Annotated in this window: 15 protein-coding genes; 6 read left to right on the forward strand and 9 right to left on the reverse strand. The window is 50.0% G+C overall.

Annotated features, from left to right (window positions below; all coding sequences use genetic code 11):
* Nucleotides 1-116 precede the first annotated feature (116 nt).
* The 3 genes from HOJ95_14900 to HOJ95_14910 all read right to left on the reverse strand — a co-directional run bounded on the left by HOJ95_14900 (nucleotide 117) and on the right by HOJ95_14910 (nucleotide 3,533).
* On the reverse strand, nucleotides 117-1,436 hold the full coding sequence (locus tag HOJ95_14900; protein MBT6395985.1) for an MFS transporter: 1,320 nt from the start codon (nucleotides 1,434-1,436) through the stop codon (nucleotides 117-119).
* Between the two features lie 102 nt (nucleotides 1,437-1,538).
* The gene (locus HOJ95_14905) at nucleotides 1,539-2,336 is read right to left on the reverse strand and encodes an enoyl-CoA hydratase (GenBank protein MBT6395986.1); all 798 of its coding nucleotides are present in this window, start codon (nucleotides 2,334-2,336) and stop codon (nucleotides 1,539-1,541) included.
* A gap of 27 nt (nucleotides 2,337-2,363) precedes the next feature.
* A complete protein-coding gene (locus HOJ95_14910; GenBank protein MBT6395987.1) occupies nucleotides 2,364-3,533 on the reverse strand; it encodes a CoA transferase in 1,170 nt (389 codons plus the stop codon).
* Between the two features lie 274 nt (nucleotides 3,534-3,807).
* Here HOJ95_14910 and HOJ95_14915 point away from each other — a divergent pair, with 274 nt between their 5' ends.
* From HOJ95_14915 to HOJ95_14930, 4 genes are all read left to right on the forward strand, one after another.
* Nucleotides 3,808-5,487 carry an FAD-dependent oxidoreductase gene (locus HOJ95_14915; protein ID MBT6395988.1) on the forward strand — a complete coding sequence of 560 codons (1,680 nt, stop codon included), beginning with the start codon at nucleotides 3,808-3,810 and terminating at the stop codon, nucleotides 5,485-5,487.
* Between the two features lie 57 nt (nucleotides 5,488-5,544).
* Nucleotides 5,545-6,459, forward strand: a complete 915-nt coding sequence (locus HOJ95_14920; GenBank protein ID MBT6395989.1) for an SMP-30/gluconolactonase/LRE family protein — start codon at nucleotides 5,545-5,547, stop codon at nucleotides 6,457-6,459.
* A gap of 50 nt (nucleotides 6,460-6,509) precedes the next feature.
* The gene (locus HOJ95_14925) at nucleotides 6,510-7,529 is read left to right on the forward strand and encodes an LLM class flavin-dependent oxidoreductase (GenBank protein ID MBT6395990.1); all 1,020 of its coding nucleotides are present in this window, start codon (nucleotides 6,510-6,512) and stop codon (nucleotides 7,527-7,529) included.
* 70 nt (nucleotides 7,530-7,599) lie between these two features.
* On the forward strand, nucleotides 7,600-8,499 hold the full coding sequence (locus HOJ95_14930; GenBank protein ID MBT6395991.1) for an isocitrate lyase/PEP mutase family protein: 900 nt from the start codon (nucleotides 7,600-7,602) through the stop codon (nucleotides 8,497-8,499).
* 73 nt (nucleotides 8,500-8,572) lie between these two features.
* Here the strand turns inward: HOJ95_14930 and HOJ95_14935 are convergent, their stop codons facing one another.
* Both HOJ95_14935 and HOJ95_14940 read right to left on the reverse strand, forming a co-directional pair.
* On the reverse strand, nucleotides 8,573-10,219 hold the full coding sequence (locus HOJ95_14935) for a CocE/NonD family hydrolase (GenBank protein ID MBT6395992.1): 1,647 nt from the start codon (nucleotides 10,217-10,219) through the stop codon (nucleotides 8,573-8,575).
* A gap of 118 nt (nucleotides 10,220-10,337) precedes the next feature.
* Nucleotides 10,338-11,303, reverse strand: a complete 966-nt coding sequence (locus tag HOJ95_14940; protein ID MBT6395993.1) for a dihydrodipicolinate synthase family protein — start codon at nucleotides 11,301-11,303, stop codon at nucleotides 10,338-10,340.
* Nucleotides 11,304-11,424: 121 nt separating this feature from the next.
* Between HOJ95_14940 and HOJ95_14945 the strand changes: the two genes are divergently transcribed.
* Nucleotides 11,425-12,303, forward strand: a complete 879-nt coding sequence (locus HOJ95_14945) for a DMT family transporter (protein ID MBT6395994.1) — start codon at nucleotides 11,425-11,427, stop codon at nucleotides 12,301-12,303.
* A 186-nt stretch (nucleotides 12,304-12,489) separates the two neighbouring features.
* Here HOJ95_14945 and HOJ95_14950 read toward each other — a convergent pair whose 3' ends face one another.
* The 4 genes from HOJ95_14950 to HOJ95_14965 form a co-directional block, all read right to left on the reverse strand.
* Nucleotides 12,490-13,503 (reverse strand): amidohydrolase family protein, encoded by a 1,014-nt coding sequence (locus HOJ95_14950; GenBank protein MBT6395995.1) that lies wholly within the window; start codon nucleotides 13,501-13,503, stop codon nucleotides 12,490-12,492.
* A gap of 30 nt (nucleotides 13,504-13,533) precedes the next feature.
* Nucleotides 13,534-14,148, reverse strand: a complete 615-nt coding sequence (locus tag HOJ95_14955; protein MBT6395996.1) for an NIPSNAP family protein — start codon at nucleotides 14,146-14,148, stop codon at nucleotides 13,534-13,536.
* A 22-nt stretch (nucleotides 14,149-14,170) separates the two neighbouring features.
* On the reverse strand, nucleotides 14,171-15,886 hold the full coding sequence (locus HOJ95_14960; GenBank protein ID MBT6395997.1) for a CocE/NonD family hydrolase: 1,716 nt from the start codon (nucleotides 15,884-15,886) through the stop codon (nucleotides 14,171-14,173).
* 176 nt (nucleotides 15,887-16,062) lie between these two features.
* Complete coding sequence (locus tag HOJ95_14965) at nucleotides 16,063-16,953, reverse strand: hypothetical protein (protein MBT6395998.1); 891 nt, start codon at nucleotides 16,951-16,953, stop codon at nucleotides 16,063-16,065.
* A 352-nt stretch (nucleotides 16,954-17,305) separates the two neighbouring features.
* On the opposite strand from HOJ95_14965, the gene HOJ95_14970 reads away from it, so the two are divergent.
* Nucleotides 17,306-18,466, forward strand: a complete 1,161-nt coding sequence (locus tag HOJ95_14970; protein MBT6395999.1) for a Gfo/Idh/MocA family oxidoreductase — start codon at nucleotides 17,306-17,308, stop codon at nucleotides 18,464-18,466.
* Nucleotides 18,467-18,491 lie beyond the last annotated feature (25 nt).

Raw genomic sequence — 18,491 nt, forward strand, 5'->3', positions numbered from 1 at the left:
TTTTTTCAAAAAAACTATCTATAAGGGGCCGCCCTGAGCAGCCCCCTTACCTCTCCACAATTGATTTCGTGCAATCGAAGTTAAGTATCATCCCCAGGAAGAACTCGATCCAATTGTCATCTCGCTGATAATTTTGAGCGATCCTTGAAACCAAAAAGAGAGATAAGAATCATGGCAAAGAAAGCGAGGACAATTAACGAGAAGGGAACAAAATAACTTCCCACCACGTCAAAAGTATAGCCCGCCAGCGGGGGCCCCAAGGCACCACCCGCACCGTAAGAAATTCCTAAGATACCCATAATAACCGCCAATGAGGGGCCCTTGAAAGTATCAGACACCAACGCCGAGAAGCAGGCACTCAATCCCCCTCCCCCAAAACCGAATATTATGGCAAACAAGTAACCTAAATATGGTGCACTTCCTAGACTTGGTATAGAGAGCAAGAGCATGACGCCAGCCGCCGAAAGCGCGGCAGAAATAGCCAATCCGTTCTGGCGTCCCAAATGGTCACTCACCCATCCATTAACGACGCTTCCTCCGATGCGAAAAAATCCCGACATGCCCAAAACCATGGCAGCGCTTCCCATACTGTAATGAGCGTCAACGAAATAGAGTTGGAGCTGGCTCATGATGGTGTTGTTACCAATTCCGATAAAAAAGGAAATGAGCCCAAGCATCCAGAATTGCATATCATTCCTAACGGAGTTGAAAACTTCGCCAGTGCCCATCATTTTCTTTTCGGTCGACTTAAAGGTAGGCACTTCCTCTGGCTCATTGGAAGAAAGTCCATCTAGAGAAAGACCCATATCCTGTGCTCGATTGCGGAGCAACAGGAAATTCGCCGGCGCAAGAACCAAAAGCAGCGCCAATCCAAAAAATAAATAAGCCATCCGCCAGCCGTAGAATTCGATCATCCTTGCCACAATAGGTACGAGGACAAGTGCGCCGACTCCGGCTCCCGAAAGACTCAAGCCCGTAGCCAGTCCCCGTTTTTTAGAAAACCAACGCGGGATAAGAGAGCCGTGCATGGAAAAACCGCTTAGGGCGTGACCAATCCCCAGGAATACACCGGTGAGAATGTAAACGTGCAAAAGAGAGTTAATAAAGAAGCCCCCGGCCAGGGCAATGCCGATGAGAACCGACCCCCAAGGTATGACTGCGCGCGGGCCATGTCTTTCAAAACGAGAGCCCGCAAATGGGCCCGTAATCGCATATATGACCATCATAAATGCGAAGGCTCCACCGAGAGCACCCCGGCTCCAGCCAAATTCATCAATTAAGGGAACCTGAAAGACAGAAAAAGAAATGCGCGCCGCCGTATGAAAACCCTGTGTGGCGAAAGAGAGTCCGATGACAACCCAGCCGTAGAAAAACCAAGGCGGGCTAGACGGAATTTCTTTGGATGCTATTTGTGAGTTGGGCTCTGAATCGTTCAACTAACGCTCTCTAGCGAAATGTAGCCGCATTAAAGATTCAAAGAATAAAATTACGAATCTGACTGCCCACAGCAATATTGCCAATCGCTACTTACTAGGCCACTAACAACCCTTAAATTGTGGCTTTCGCTTTTCAATGAACGCCTGTCGCCCTTCGGTATAATCCTGGCTATCAAAACAAGTCTTCACCATCTGCTCAATGGCATCTAAATTTCGATCCGAGGGATCTTTTAAAACTTCGGCAACGGTCATTTTGGTTGCCTTCACCGACAGAGGTGCATTCGAGGCAATCGAGTTTGCCAATTCGCAAACAGCACCCTCTAATTCATCAACCGGAACAACGCGATTAACGAGACCAATCCTCAATGCCTCCTCGGCGGAAAATCTCCTCGCGGAGAAAAGAATTTCCTTGGCGAAGGACGGGCCAACCAGATTCATGAGCTGCTCTAAGCTTCCGAAGCCATAGGCGATACCCAGCCGGGCGGCCGGAATACCAAGCTGAGCGTCCTCGGCAGCAATTCGAATATCCGCATTCATAGCCACGGACAGGCCGCCTCCCAAACAAAATCCCCTAATCATGGCTATCAAGGGCTTATCGAGACTCGCCAGCTTCAGCCTAGCCTCGGCTGACATGGCGGTATAACGCTCGGCCTGCTCGGCGTTTTTTCGCTGATCCTTGAACTGCGAGATATCGGCACCCGAAACAAAAGCCTTGTCCCCCACCCCTTTCATGACGACCACTCGAACCGAGTCGTCCTGCTGAAATGAATCAAGAATGGTGGTGATTCCCCCCCACATTTCAAGAGAAAGCGCATTCCGGCGCTCGGGATTATTGAAAATCATCCAACCGATCCCGTCTCCGGACTCGGCGATCATTTTATCGGTGTTGAGCTTCATCATTCACTCCATTAAAAAGAGGCAGCCTCTTTAAATAACCCCACCATCCCGCAACTTTTGAATGTCCCCGTCACTGTAGTCCAGCGTTTTTAGAATCTCCTCGGTATGAGCGCCGAGCTCGGGGGTGGCAAATCTCATGCGTTGAGGCGTCCGAGACATTTTGACGGCCTGGCCGACAATTTTCACCTCACCGAGCACAGGGTGATCAACATGCGGACTCATACCCAATACTTGAACCTGTGGATCGGCAAATGTTTGATCAACCGTGTAAATCGGCCCGGAAGGGATGCCGGATTCATTTAAAATGGAGATCCATTCCTCGCTCGTTTTTTCCCGCGTACGTTTATTAATTTCCTCGTTCAAGGCGTCTCGATTCTCCAGGCGCCTCTCGGGGTCAATATAGTCGGGATGCTCCAGCAATTCAGGCGCACCGATCGCCGGTGCGAGACGCTCCCATAAGCGCGGGGGGCCTGACTGAATATTGATCAATCCATCAGAAGTCTCGAATACCCCTGTCGGGGCGAACGTCGGATGATTGTTTCCCGCTTGCCCGGGCACTTCGCCGTTGATGAGATACCGTGCAACCTGCAAGTCCATCATCTGGATTTGTGCTTCCAACAAAGAGGTGTGCACCCACTGCCCCTCACCTGAGGATTCGCGCTCAAGTAGTGCGAGCAATACCCCCTGCGCGAGCATCATGCCAGCGGAGAGATCCGAAATCGGAATCCCCACCCGCATTGGGCCCTTCCCGGGCTCACCGGTCACCGACATGAGGCCGCTTAGCCCCTGCGAAATTTGATCCAGGCCAGGGCGGCCAGAATACGGGCCTTCCTGGCCGAAGCCCGAAATACTGCCATAGACAATGCGCGGATTTACTTTTCGAACCGCCTCGTAATCGAGACCAAGCCGGTGCTTTACATGAGGGCGGTAGTTCTCGACGACAACATCCGCCCCTTTCGCTAGGTCAAAAAATATTTTTTTACCCTCGCCACTTTTCAAATTGAGGGTAAGACTGCGCTTGTTGCGGTGCAGGTTTTGGGATTCGTAACCATGCCGATCCGCGCCCATGACTTCCATGCCCATGGCAGCGGGCATCTCTACCCGAATGACATCCGCCCCCCAATCCGCGAGTTGCCGAACTGCTGTAGGGCCTGCTCGCGCCCGAGTCAGGTCAATTACTTTGAATCGCGAAAGTGGCATAGATTTGTCGGACACTGTGAAGGCTCCAAATAAGATGGCGTATGTGAGTTCTATTTTTTTAATAATACAGGAAAACGAATTAATTGTTGAGGACCCCTACTATACGATGGGCCAGCTGCGCACCTTGATTTATTCCGAGATCACCTCCTCTCTGCTAGAATGAAGCTGCTAACCTGAACATTAAAATGTCGATAATATCAAAGGAGCCGCATTCCAAAGACCGGAATTTCGAGGCATAATCAAATATTCTCATATCACAGGAGGTCCATCGAGCATGGCGCAGGTTCATCTTGAAACAGATGTCCTCATTGTAGGCGGTGGGCTTGCGGGTCTTCGAGCTGCTATTTCAGCCGCCGAGACAGGGGCGAAAGTCACTCTGACCTGCAAACGCCAATCGGGTCGAAGCGGTAATACGCTCGTCGCTGCTTGCGGCATGTCGGCGGTTTCAAGCCTTATCGATCCGGAAGACACCCTTGAAAGTCATTATCGGGACACCTTGTCCGCAGGCAAAGGCATATGTGACCCCAAACTTGTCCGGCTATTAGCTGAACATGCAGAAGAAGAAGTATTCGCTCTTGAGCAATTCGGGGTAGCGTTCATACGGGATAAGGAGAAAAAGTTACTGAGCGGTCAGGCTCCCGGCCATAATAAGCGTCGGAACATTCGCACAGAAGCCGGTAACCTGCCCACAAATGCACGAGGCCAATCCATCACCCTTCCGCTTCTCGAACACGCAGAAAAATTAGGCGTCACCATTCTGGACCACACGCCAGTACTCCGGATGATTTCCATGGATGGGCGCCTCGCCGGCGCCATCGCTTTAAAGGAAGACGAAAATCGCTTCATTCTCATCCACGCCAAATCGGCCATTATCGCAGCTGGAGGCGCGGGTCAGATATTCTCTAATACAAACAATACTGCTGACATCACAGGCGACAGCTACGCCTTGGCCATCGGCGCTGGCGCCGAATTGCGAGACATGGAGTTTTGCCAGTTTTATCCCAACTGGGGTATTGATCCGATTCGCACAACTATCACCAGCCTCATCATGGGCGATGGTGCGGTTTTCCGAAATAAAGAGTGGGAGCGTTTCATGACCCGCTATTATCCTGCCTCCAAGGACATGGCCACACGAGATGAAACGAGTCTTGCTATTTTCCGTGAAGTACAGGCAGGCAGAGGCGTTAAAGGAGGTGTCTATCTCGACGCTACGGAAGTGGCGCAAAGTAAAATTGACGCCGAATACCGCTACCTGAACGAGGCTATGCAAAAACTGGGTCAGGATCTCCACGAAGATCCCGTCGTCGTTTCTCCCGTTGTTCATTACTGGATGGGGGGGATCTCCGTGAATGAAAATCTCGAAACTAAGACAAGCGGCCTGTTTGCAGCAGGAGAAGCATGTGGAGGGACACACGGCGCGAATCGTCTCGGTGGAAACGCCTTTACAGAATGTATTGTGTTTGGTGCTCGCTCGGGACGTGCAGCGGCAGAATACGCCATGTCACAAAATTCACCTCCACACATTTCCGAAACGGAAATCGACGAGATTCCTACAAACTTAAATGTTTCAGATACCAAGCCCGAACTAGCCAACCTAAAGCGCGAGCTCAAAGATCTGATGTGGGAAAAAAGCGGAATTGTGCGCAACGAGGAGAGCCTGACTCAGGCTCTCAATGGTATTCTAAAAATTCGCTTGCAGACCAGAGATAATGTAATAAGCCAGCCTATTCACCTCATACGCCGCTTCGAGCTACTCAGCATGCTTGATTCTTCCGAAGCAACGGTTCGCTCCGCCCTCCTTCGCAAAGAATCACGTGGCTCTCACTTCAGAGAAGATTTTTCCAAACAAGACGATCTTCATTGGCTCGGCAGCGTATTCGTTCACAAAACTGAGGAAGGTTGCAAGACTCGATTTCAACCCGTTCGGATTGAGGAAAAAGTTCCTACCTCCTGAATAGGCGTACCGCCAGCTATTCTCTAAATAAGACATTTTAAGAATGGAGAAAATTAAGTGGGTATTGAAATCAGGGATGATCGTTTTTTGGAGATCGTCAATGAAAACGCAAAGGTTGATCAACTCCTGACAGGATTCTTATTCACCGAAGGTCTGGCTTGGCATCCATACGAACGACACCTCACATTTTCAGATATCCGGGGAGATGAAATGTTCAGGTGGCACCCGGATGACTCGGAACGAAAAGGAGAGCTCAACAGCTACAGGAAACCTTCGAGCAAGGCAAATGGAAGCACTTACGATCTCGAAGGCCGTCTTCTCACTTGCGAGCACGTAAGCAGCCGGGTCGTTCGCGAGGAACACGATGGGTCCCTAACCACCATCGCTAGCCATTACGGGGACAAAGAGATTAACAGCCCAAATGACATCATCGTCAAAAGCAACGGTCGCATCTACTTCACCGATCCCCCATCTGGGCGCACCTCCCGCTCGGGGGTCGAGCGACCACAGGATCTCGATTTCCAAGGTTTCTTCCGAGTAGACCCGGACGGAAAAAATATTACTCTCCTGGACTACGAAGGCTACATCGTGCCCAACGGGCTGTGTTTTTCGCTAGATGAATCGAAACTTTTTGTTAACGACACCAGACGCGATCATATCCGCGTCTACGATGTTACACCTGAAGAAAAGGTAACTGGCGGTGAAGTCTGGGCAAAAACAACACCTGGCCCAGAAGGTGTGGAAGGCTATCCCGACGGCATGAAAATCGACAGCATGGGGAACCTTTATTGCACAGGTCCCGGTGGTATTCATGTTTTCACTCCCGATGCTACTTGCATGGGAGTCATCAGAACACCGGAGAAGCCTAGCAATATGACTTGGGGTGGACACGACATGCAGACACTTTTCATGTCTGCCTTCACGTCCATTTACCACACTCGGGTAAAAATTCCGGGACGGAAATTATTTTAAAATGGACATCTTATTGCCATATCCATACCTGTAGTCAATAAGGAAATAAAATGGGAATCACTCTTGGTATTCGTCTCGCACCCATCCACCCCCCTCAAAAATTGGCTGAGGCTGCAGCTGAGTGCGAGCGGGCCGGATTTGATGCAGCGTGGGTCACCGATACACCGCTTATCGCAGGGCGCTGGGGCGACCCCTATGTCTGTCTCGCATTGATGGCAGAAAAAACAAAAAATCTGAGAGTTGGGACCGGCGTAACCAATCCTTACATGAGACATTTCCCCGCCGTAGCGGCGGCTGGAGCAAGTTTGCACGATCTTTCTGGTGGTCGTTTTATTCTTGGAATCGGCGCGGGCAATTCTGCCGCCAGGGCACTAGGATTTTCCCAGGGAAAACTTGGTCGGCTCCGGGATTTCACTCGGTCTCTCAGAACCCTTTTTAAAGAGGGTGCATGTACGTTCGATGGCATGGTTCAAGAGCTCTACCCTCCCCGACCGGTTCCCGTTCATGTCGCGGCCATGGGACCAAAAACCATCGAATTTGCCGGGGCTGAGGCTGACGGTGTTATTTTCAACGTCGGAGCAAGCGTTAAGACCCTTGGATGGGCGATGGAAATCCTTCGGAAAGGCGCCAAGAAAGCAGGGCGAGATATTTCAGAAATTGAGGTTATTGCTGCGGTACACAGCGCAGCCGGACAGGATCGGGCAACATCGATTCGTAACGTGCGCCCTTTGATTGGTCTTTTTTATCATCTCGCACCTCACGTTCTAGAAATTGCGGGTTTCCCCATTGAAGCCGCGAAAAAAACCAGCCCGACCAATGTCTATCCTGATATCACTCATGCGCTGGATCCGGATGAAGCGAGTCGGGCCACCGAGTTCATTCCCGACGAAGTGGTTGAAGAGCTTGCCTTGATAGGCACGCCAGACGAGTGGACAAATCGCCTTGTGATGATGGAAAAATTGGGAATTAACCACGTACAAATACGGGGGCCAGAGTCTTACTCTATGCCTGACCCGGAAATTTCCTATTGCCGCGATGAGATCATTCCTCGTCTTCGTCAGGAACGATAAATACACCTATAAATTAGGGAGTTACTTTTTTAGAAACTTAATGATTTTTTTTCATTCGGAGAATCCGACAATGACAAGCACTCCAGCACGTATAAAATTCCAAGAACTTATTTCCGGCTCAAAATTCATTCCCTCCCTAGGCGTTTGGGATCCTTACACTGCGAGAGTAGCCGAATCAATGGGGATTGAATGCGTACATTTGGGCGGATACCAGATGGGCGCCGCCCTGGTAACGAGCGAGCCCCTAATGACACAGACAGAGGTAGCGAATATTACCCGCTATGTGACTGCCGCCGTAAAAATCCCCGTCGTGGTTGATGTGGGTGCTGGCTTTGGGGAGCCGCTTCACGTCATGCGGATGACAAGGGAAATGGAAGGGACGGGAGCCGCTTGCCTTCAGATAGAGGACCAGATTTTTCCTAAGCGTGCCCACTATCATAAAGGCATCGAACATACCGTCTCCACCGAGGAATTTATCGCTAAAATCAAGGCGGTCGTAGCTGCCCGCACAGATCCAAGTATGGCGATTCTTGCTCGAACTGATGTCATGCGAACGAAAGGCTACAAAGAGGGTGTGGAATGCGCGAATCTGTGCCTTCAGGCAGGCGCCGACATGATAATGTGCGCCCCGAACACCTTGAAGGAGGCTGAGAACACACCGAAGGACATTGAAGGGCCTGTCTTTTATATCAACAGCGAGGGCAATCGGTTTGGAAGGCCTGTTTTCACAGCGAAGGAATTCCAAGAACTCGGCTACAGAATGGCCAGCTACCCAACGGCCTTGCTATGCCCCATCACACAAGAGATGAAACGCGTGATATCAAATCTTGTCGAGAATGGAGATACCGGTCTACCCCAGGATAAAATGATCGGCTGGCGGGACGAGATTGAAGAAATCATCGGCCTCGACGAACTCTATAAAATCGAAAGCGATACTGTGGAATCCGGGGACATGAGTGCACCGACATAAAGACACAGACGCATATTCGGGCAGAATGGAATTCCAAGTGATGCGAAATTTAGGCTGAATCTGCTAGCTTGCCTTATCTGGGTATGACTGAGGCGAGGAGATACGATCCTCCTCCTCCTTCAATTACAGTGTTCTCTGCCCTAATCGGCAAAGTATCCAGATAAGCTACGCGGTCCACCGCCGAGGCACAGCTTGCAATCTCCAACCGAATCCGGTGGCCAGGCTGGAATAGATTGCCTGTGGGCACTATCTCGATCTCAAAAACTTCCTCTTGATTCGGCGTAAGAGGAACCGAACGGGTGTGCGGATGCCATGGTCTGCCGGGCCGCGATTTTTCTTCGTCCAGTTCGCGGTGCGAGGCACGTAGGCAACCCCTGGTTAAAATTCTAGTCTCACCGCTCGGTGATTCATCAAGCAACGTCACGATCCAGTCGGTGTCCTCAATGCTCGACCTTGCCACGAGGTGCATGGATAGAGGCCCGGTCAACTCCATTGGCGAAGACATGGGCTCGGTCCGGTAAACGAGGCGAGGATTCCCGTAGCGCCACTCATTGTTCATGGGATCGTTGACATAGGTTCGCTCAACTTGGGCGCCACCGTTTTCCGAAAGGCTTCCCTCAAGTCCTCCAGAGCTACCCCCAAGGAAGAATTTTTTCCACTCCGCCCGCGCCGGCGGCCATTCGGCCTCACCGCGCCAGCGATTCTCGCCCTCAATATAAAGTTGAATTGGTGGGCCGTCCATGACACCCGTGTCCATTCCCTTCAACCAATGGTCATACCAGCGAAGAGACTCCATGTGATAGGCCGCAAAAGGCCGCCAAGGATGAGGCTTGGGCCCGATGAGCATTCGCTTCGGGATATCACCCACCCCTTCCCAACCGGCAAATGCACCCGGCAAATGATCCCAATAAAAAGACCAGTCGGAACCAAAGTAAGTAGGAATTTTAATTTTATCGATGTGAGGCTGAGGAGAAACTGTCCAATGATGCTCCCCGTCAAAGGGCTGCTCAAAACCGAGACCATCCCGCATCATCTCTTGCAGACCAGACAAATCTTTCGAGCGCCCACTACTGAAATGGAGATTACTCATTGCCGAGAACCACATCCACATATAGCCGGTTTGGGGAATTCCGCCTGGGTAGTAGAGGTGTCGGTATTTATCTGTCCAGGCGTCATATGGAAAAATCGCTTTTAGGGGCTCAGGCTGATGGATGGCGGCCAAAAGCATGACGAGAGAAAAGTAGGAGCATCCCACCATCCCTACAGATCCGTTACACCAGGGCTGCGAGGCCGCCCAATCAATCAACTCAATAAAATCCTGCTGCTCGATAGGCCCACGATTATCAAATTTTCCCCCTGAATCGTTTGTTCCCCGAGAATCGACAATAATATGGACATACCCTCTGGGTACCCAGAACTCGGTAATGCCCGCTTCATTTTGGGCAATAGGCACGTCAGTTATTTGAAGATCTTTTGTGTAGGGTGAGATCGCCAAAAGCGCCGGAAATTTTTGGCCCGCCGCTCTTGGACGATAGACATCCGCAGCAAGACGAACCCCGTCGAGCATAGGGATACGCAGATTAGTGTCCGCCTGGATATTGTAAATAGGTGCAGATTGCTCTCTAACTTTTGGCGGCTCGTCAAACGGCCATTGAGGCCATACAGCCGGGTGAATATGCCGTAAGCGCTCCGGATCTGAGTTTTGAGAGTTTGCACCCATAGCAGACAAATTCCTTTCTGATAAGAAAACAAATCAGATAACATCTCGAATTTTTCTAAATATTATGCCTTTTGTGACCTATCCAACGACTCCTCCGATGTGGCCGCACCCCACTATATCAAATCGTCTTGTAGAACTCAGTGAGCCCAGACTCATCCAGTACACTTCGAATGGCTGCGCGATCTCGTTCGTCAAACGTCCTGTGCGGCGGCCTGATGACACAGGGCCGGGAGAGAACACCCAGCATATGGAGCGCCTCCTTTATGAACGCGGCGTTGTTCACTCCAGGGGTGTTATAGAACATGTTCACCACAGGATGGACTCGGTCATTAACCGCACGCGCAGCAGATAGGTCGTCGCGCCAGAAGGCTTCGATCAACTCCACCATCCAGTGCGGCATTAAGGTACCCAAGCTGATGAGAGAACCATCGTTGTGCCCCAATGCGCCACAAGGGAAGAGCAACACATCCGAGGAATTCAAGATCGAGATTCGCCGCTTAGCTCCAAGCAGAGCGATAAGATCTTTCTCGTAGAGTCGATAATCTCCCACAGCGTCTTTCACCGCCACTACGGCCTCTATTTCGGCGAGCCGGGCCATGGTCTCCGCACTATAATTGTTCCCTTGGCCGATCATGTGCTGGAATAAAACGATGGGGATATCAACTGCCTCCGCTAGGGAGCGAATGAATGCGACCGGTTCATCGGGACCCCGATTACTAACACCTCGAAACAACGGAGGTGGCAGGACAAGCACCGCCGCCGCACCAGAGGCCTTTGCGTCCCCCATCTGTTCGACATAATCGCGGGTACAGAGCCCGGACACCCCGGCGATGACTAGTATCTGCCCGCCCGCCTCCTCCACGTGAATCTGTGTCACCAGGTCACGCTCCTCACGCGTGAGAGCCCACGCGTCCCCGGCGTGGCCGTTGCAGGCAAGCCCCGAGACCCCGCGAACCCCCATCAGGAAACGGATTAGGATGCGGAGATCTTCCTCGTCTATACTAAAATCTTCGCGACATGGAAGAACTGTGGCGGGAAACAGACCCCGCCAAGGATTCGAGACCGACATGACTAGCACCTTCAATTTCAGGATTTCCCAACGATTCCACATTCACAAGATATGGAGATTTTGACCCTGTATCTTAGTGTTTTCAAGTGGGCTTTTCATTAATTACTAATTTTCTTTCTCGATTGGATGGCTCTCATTGCTCGAATCTCTACATCCCAACCTCGTTTCCTTCATCGCCGCGATATTCGTAGCGATTGCCCAGATGATGTACCGTCTGGCCTTGACTCGACTGAGCCCCGCCATCACGGCTTTGATGCTGAATATCTTCACGGCTATCTTCGCGGTTGGGCTCTATCTAATCGGGGAAGGGGCAAAAGCATGGCCTTTGGCCGCCCTACTCTGGTTTGCCCTTGTTGGCGTGTTTGGAAATGCAGGGGGGCGTTACTTAAGCCTTCTGGGTGTGAACCTAATAGGTCTTTCACGAAATCAGGTGATGGTACAAACAGTCCTGATTTGGTCTTCTCTACAGGGTATTTTTTTCCTCGGGGAACAAATGACAATAGGGATTGCCATCGGCACCCTAGCCATTATGTGTGGCGCAATCTTACTTCTCTATGATCGAAAGGCTGAAAAGATTCGTGCGCCCCTCTTGTATTACTTCATTCCCGTGTTCGCGTCTTTTCTTTTTTCTTTGACATTCGTTTTCCGAAAATATGGCATTGTCTTGCTCCCCTCAATCCCAATTGGGGTTGCCATATCTACCGGCTCGGGGGCTTTGCTAATGGCCGCCATAATGCCCTTCACCAAAAAAGGTGCCACCAAGCGCTGGGACCCTCGAGGTATGCTCATCATCTTCCTCGGAACGATGGTCAACTTCGTTGCCACAATCTTCTTCTGGTCCGCTATTCAAAGAGGCGAAATCGTTCAGGTAATTCCTATCAACCGCCTGTCGGTTCTTATTGTAATCTTCCTCTCCTGGTTCTTCGTGCAAAAACAAGAAGTCGTCACTTGGCGTATCGCCTTAGGAGGTGCCGTCTCCGTAGTGGGTGCTTTTGCGGTCGTGTGGGGGAAATGAAGGCGAGAACCAAATCTCATCTAGCGGTTCTTTGCCGAATTCCTCATCGCAAATCGACTCGGATCCAGAAAACCAATCGCCAATGACGCATCAATAGTTACAGCACAAGCGCAGGCCAAACCGTCTGGCCTGCGCTGTCCTCTAAATCAGTTTTAACAAAACTGAACGCTTAAATTTTTATAAGCGTCAAATCTTCAGCTTATAAAGTTTCTTGGCGTTATCCGTCAAAATCTTTTTTTGATCTTTACGCGAAATTCGAGACATTCCGGGAATCTTTGCCGCCTTTCCCAAATCACCCATGTCAAAGGGATAGTCAGTCCCGTAGACAATCCGGTTGGCCCCTAAAACTTTATATGCATACTCGAAGGCATCGGCATCGTGAATGATTGTGTCGTAGTAAAATTTCTTAATGTAATGATTTGGAGATTTGGCACGATTCACTTTAGGCTCTGTGCGCTCACCATAACCATGTTGCCAGCGGCCTCGAATCCATGGCGTAAATCCTCCTGTGTGCGAAAGCAAAAACTTAATCTTCGCGAAACGATCAAACACACCGCCAAAGATAAGACTCGATGCGCAAATGGTGGTCTCAAGAGGATTGCCAATAAAATTATCCAGGTAATAATCCTTCAATCGCTCGCCCGTTGCCCTATCTCCCGCAGGATGAATAAAAAGAGGAACATCGAGCTTTACCGCTTTGCGCCAAACGACATCTAGTTTTCGATCATCGAGATTTCTACCCGCCACGTTTGTTCCGATTTGTGCGCCGAGATGGCCCGTCTTAACCGCCTGAGCAAGCTCTTTTGCCGCTGCCTGTGGATCCTGCATGGGCAATTGCGCCATACAGCGAAATTTATCTGGATATTCTTTTGTGAGGCCAAGCAAAGATTCGTTGATGGCAGAGGAGATCTCTTTATTCAAGCCGACGGGAAGGGAATAGTAGGTCATCCCGGGAACTACCGAGAGAATCTGAAGATCAACACCTTGTTTTTTCATCCCCTTAAACCGGACATCGATATTCGTCAAATCTTCTCGAAGAGGAAACTTCAAGGCAAATTCCTTGCCTCCCTTCTTTCCTCGTGCCACCACAACATCCCATGGCTTGCCTTTTTGAATTGTTACAGCCTTACCGAATCTTTTTTTTCGGATGTTTTCGACAAAACTTTCAGGAATAATATGTGCGTGCGGGTCGATTATCACGTCTGCTTCACCTCAAAAAGAATAAGGTTATTAATGCATCAACGAGAAAGATGCTGGAATCCATATTTCTGAATTTTGAGAAGTCAAAACAGGGCCGGAGCCTGGAGGCCAATTGGCAAGTTTCTTAGTCGCCTCACGAACCTCTGCCCGATGAAGTAAGTCTTTATAGGCCCAAATATGTATAAATTCATTCAAGGTGCCGAACTCAGACGTAAAACACGCGGCAAGCGGAGAAACAGTCTCCCGCTCAGGAAGGTGCTCCGTCCAACGGCTAATGACATCATTCATCTTTCCCGTTTCCACGCCATAGGTGCGAACTTCATAAACCCCTCCATTTTCTCCTAGCCGGGGCTCCGATCGAAATGGAGGTGCAACCAACAGCTTATTGCTCTGCTCTAAAATGATACTTGCGCTTTTAGGTGGCCACCAAGATTGGCTCATAGCCTCCGCGCGCACTTCGTCGCGATGTTTGGCATCCTCGAATTCCCAGATGTGCATGACTCTGTTCAGATCCCCAATATCCGCAGTAAACATCCCGAGCAAACGCGATATCTTCTGCCTTCTTTCAAAAAGAGGTTCGAAATTATCCATAAATTCCGCCGCTTTGCCGATTTTCATCTTGTAAGTTCGCATTTCATAAATCATTTGATACCTCCATTCACATATTTCACTTAGATGGAATTACAGGAAGCAGGATATGCGCCTGCCGATCAAGTGCAAAGTGAAGCGATACACGGCCACCGAAAATAGAAACAGGGCGCTCCCTCGAATCATTGTGATGGTAGGGACCAACACCAGTGAATGCCATTTTACCCAGGGACTGAGGTCCTTGAGCGCCTCCGCCTGGATAAACGTAGTCATTCCCCCGTACGGAGAGCCCTATGCGATAGCCTTTGGGCACCACAATGCAGGTGGGTAGTACCTCAACATCGAGATCGTAAACCTTGTCCGGGGTGAGTGGTTGTTTTTCATCATGAGTATGATAAGGCCGATACGGCAAGCTAAGCTCAGGATCAAGTTTACGATGAGAGGCACGGAGCCAGCCATGCGCGATAGGTGTATGGGGATCAAGTGCACCCTGGAAAACCACCTCCTTCATATCACCAGTGAACAAGCGAACGACAAGGAACATATCAGCGTCTTCGGTTTCAGAAGATACGAAAAGCTTCGCTGCCGAGGGCCCGGTAAATTCGGTCTCCTCCTCAAACGGAGCGGTGAGAAAAGTGACCCCATCGCCAAGCGCTTCATAGGTGACATTTTCCGCTACAGAACTGGGCTCTGGGCGAAGGCTGTGATCTTCAGGGTGAAGATAAAATTTCGTCCACTGGGTTCGTGCGAGTGGCCACTCATTCTCGGCCCGCTCGACAAACGTTTCATCAACATGTCGAACCTGGAGTTGAACGGGTGGCTGATCCTTCCAACCCGTATCCTCGCCTTTAAGAAAGTGGCCAAAAAATTTCTTTTGAAGATTTACGCCGTAGTCGGTATAAAAATGGGTCCAGTGCTCAAGACCATGAATCTCTAGCCACTTTTCCTTAGATGAGGCGCGCATAAACCCTTCGACATTCCCGCGCAGATGAAGTCCATGTCCGCCCCAATTGCCCGCCGAGAAAAAGGGAACTTCGATTTTGGACAAATTCCCGCTACGCTCTTTCCAGAACTCGCCTTCCATGGGATGTGAGAAAAATTCTCCCGCGAAGTCGGAACGATTACTTCCCAATTCTTCTTCCGATAACGTCTCCGGGCCAGAAACCAAATCGCCGTTGACTCGACTTCGGTAGCCATTCGAGCCAAGACCATGCTGCCTGGGCATTGCGCTGTTCTCAAACCAGGAATCAAGCCAAGTGTTGTAGAGCCCTCCGTGAAAAGACATGTCGCGGTAGAAATCGGCCGCTCCCTCCCAGGCACACATCGCCGTCAAATGCGGAGGCTGTAAACCCGCCACCTGCCACTGGTTCATGGCGTAATATGAAATTCCGCAAAGCCCAACCTTGTTGTTACACCAAGACTGGATCGCCGCCCACTCGATACAATCATGATAATCTTTAATTTCACGAGGCGACCATGGGTGCAAATAACCCGGCGAGCGACCGGAACCACGGGAATCCACGCGCACGCAAATATAACCGTCAGGAACCCACTTCTCGGGATCTACCGCTTCCCACGTCTGGTACTTGTTAGTCGAGCCAGCGGGAACGTCTGGATGATTCTCCACCATGCTCTTCCACTGCAACGGGTAGGCATCCTCAAGATGAAGCCACTTGCCGTATGTCCCGTGATTCATAATTACGGGATATTTGCCTTCTTCAATGGGCCTATACACATCGGCTCGAAGAACCACGCCGTCGTCCATCATAATGGGAACATCCCATTCTATTAGCATACCGTCCCGGATTTCAGATTTAATCTGATCCGTCATATCTATTCTCCCATCTCAAAAATCATTTCATATGAATTGAAACTCAAAAAACCAAACATCTGCATATATACAAGAATACAATTTAATAAGGTTATCCGAACTTAGCTGATCTCATTCCCCAGGAAATACGCATTTCAAAATCAGCCCTCAAGCCCCACCAAACGAGCCGGATTCCGCTGGACCATTGGAACAATTTCCTCTGCGTCCAATCCTAGCCGCATCATGGAGGCAATAAACATCCGCATCATTTCCGGCGGCTTGGGATTCCAGTCCATCTGCGCATCCGAACTCAAGATACACCGCTCGGGTCCAATCTTGCGGATGGCCTCGAAAATTCTACTCGGCGCAAGACCATGGGCCAGGGGCATGACTGGAGCCCATGCGAATTCAATAATGTAGCCCAGATCGGCCACTTCGAGCATTTGAGCATCGCTAGCATCAATAAATGGAGTTAGTGCATGAGTAAACACAAATTTTTTCACACCGATTTTCTTGGCTCTCCGGGCGAGGATAACGCTCTCCTCGGGAGAAAAATGCCCGGTGGCCACAATTACGTCAGCATCACGAGCGATTTCAAGAATCGCATCAATCTCGGGAAGGATTTTTTCGCCTTCCCGAAACGCCACGATGCCCTCACCAGGAATTTTTTGTTTGTAGGTGGCAGCAATACGCGTGTTATAGCCACCGGATTTGATGTCATGCGCCGACGAATAAGTAGGCATCCAAATGATGTGAGCTCCTAGACTGACAGCACTCTCAGCCGCGAAAGGAGACAAACCGCCTATATTCGAATTCAGCACAATACTCCCAAAGGCGGTAACTCCCGGATACACTGAATTAAGAATCCGGGCTTGAGCCATGGTAGGCCATAAATGGCTTTTCATCGCAAAACCGCGCATCCCGCAATCTCGGGCAGATTTTGTCCATTCATGATCTAGGACACGTCCAGGCTCATCGACAAAAAGCTGCGGGAAAATATGGGCGTGGAGATCTATCGAACCTTCAAGTAATTCGTCTGCATAGGTACTCACGCTCCTACCTCCTATGTACTCTCGAATTCCCTATCGAGAAAAATTCGAGTCGTAGAGATAACCGGATTCTATGGGATCCATCGCTAGAGTTTATTCAGCTTATCCTTGAGAGAGGAGGGCCGCAATACCCAGCACCCAACGAAAATTATTATTCATGAGTTTCAATAGATTTCAAATTCGCCAAATATCCCATGCGCATAGAAAAAACACCTCTTGGCATTTCGATATTTATAGAATTACATATGAATTTGTTCGAAATATGCTTGGAAGTTGCTCCTAGTTGGCGACAAAGCTATTGTGTCTTAACAAACCGAAAATACTCACATCGAACTTCTTGAACAAGGAAAGATAAATGGCAACGCATGAACTTGGTATCATTCTGCATGGTGCAACAGGCGGTATTTGCTCAACCCAACATTTACATAACACGCTAGTACCAATTCGCGCCGAAGGCGGTCTTGTTATCGGCAATGATACAATTATGCCAAACCTGCTTTTAGTAGGTCGAAATTCAGAGCGGCTGGCTGCACTTGCATCAGAAATCGGAGGTGTCGAATGGACGACCGATCTGGATGCCGCATTAAACAACCCCTCTTACCCGATATTCTTTGATGCGGCGGCCACCCACCTGAGACTTGATTTGCTCAAAAGGGCGATTGCGGCTGGCAAACATATTTATACTGAAAAACCGCTCGCACCGTCGGTTGATGATGGGCTATCTCTCCTTAAAGCTGCTGAGGCCAATGGCCTGAAACACGGTGTGGTCGAAGATAAATTATTTGTTCCAGGATTCCATAAACTTCAAAATCTTGTTGATAGTGGATTTTTAGGCCGCATTCTTGGATTCCACATCGAATTTGGGTGGTGGGTGTTCGATGGTATTGGGGCCGACTCGCAACGACCAAGTTGGAACTATCAAAAAACGGGCGGGGGCGGATTAATCTCGGACATGCACCCGCATTGGCGCTACATCATCGAAGGTATCCTCGGGCCGATAGAAAGAGTTGCCGCAACATCTTGGACCGGGCAAACCAAACGCGCCGATGAGACAGGCAAGCCATTTAACGTTGACGTCGAAGATAACGTACACACGCTTTTAGAAATGAAAAATGGCGCACGTGGTACGATACTCAGCTCTTGGTCAACACGAGTGCGGCGCGATGACCTGGTCACCTTTCAGATTGATGGCACCAATGGCTCCGCTGTTGCCGGTATACGCCGATGCTGGAAACAGGCGGCAAGTGACACGCCTACACTCTTAGGTTTTAGAATGGGCCGTGACGAAGACACCATGAAAAATTCCGTAGATTATAATGGTCAATGGCAAGAAGTGCCGGATGCTGAGCCTTACAAAAACCCCTATCGTTTCGGATGGGAAGCCTTTATCAACCACGTTGTGTCCGATGCGCCATTCTATGCCGATTTTTCCGCTGGCATTCGTGATGTCCAACTCGTAGAAGCCTGCCAGCGCAGTGTCAGTGACGGCTCATGGATCGATATGACGCAACTCTAAATGGCTTGTTGATTCGTCCAGATTT

It is taken from the genome of Nitrospinaceae bacterium (genome assembly GCA_018669005.1).
In the GTDB taxonomy this organism is placed as follows: Bacteria; UBA8248; UBA8248; order UBA8248; family UBA8248; genus UBA8248.

Coding starts and splice junctions, on each gene's coding strand:
- HOJ95_14905 (MBT6395986.1), bottom strand. CDS start 2,336: ATGATGAAGCTCAACACCGATAAAATGATCGCCGAGTCCGGAGACGGG.
- HOJ95_14910 (MBT6395987.1), bottom strand. CDS start 3,533: ATGCCACTTTCGCGATTCAAAGTAATTGACCTGACTCGGGCGCGAGCA.
- HOJ95_14915 (MBT6395988.1), top strand. CDS start 3,808: ATGGCGCAGGTTCATCTTGAAACAGATGTCCTCATTGTAGGCGGTGGG.
- HOJ95_14925 (MBT6395990.1), top strand. CDS start 6,510: ATGGGAATCACTCTTGGTATTCGTCTCGCACCCATCCACCCCCCTCAA.
- HOJ95_14930 (MBT6395991.1), top strand. CDS start 7,600: ATGACAAGCACTCCAGCACGTATAAAATTCCAAGAACTTATTTCCGGC.
- HOJ95_14935 (MBT6395992.1), bottom strand. CDS start 10,219: ATGGGTGCAAACTCTCAAAACTCAGATCCGGAGCGCTTACGGCATATT.
- HOJ95_14955 (MBT6395996.1), bottom strand. CDS start 14,148: ATGATTTATGAAATGCGAACTTACAAGATGAAAATCGGCAAAGCGGCG.
- HOJ95_14960 (MBT6395997.1), bottom strand. CDS start 15,886: ATGCTAATAGAATGGGATGTTCCCATTATGATGGACGACGGCGTGGTT.
- HOJ95_14970 (MBT6395999.1), top strand. CDS start 17,306: ATGGCAACGCATGAACTTGGTATCATTCTGCATGGTGCAACAGGCGGT.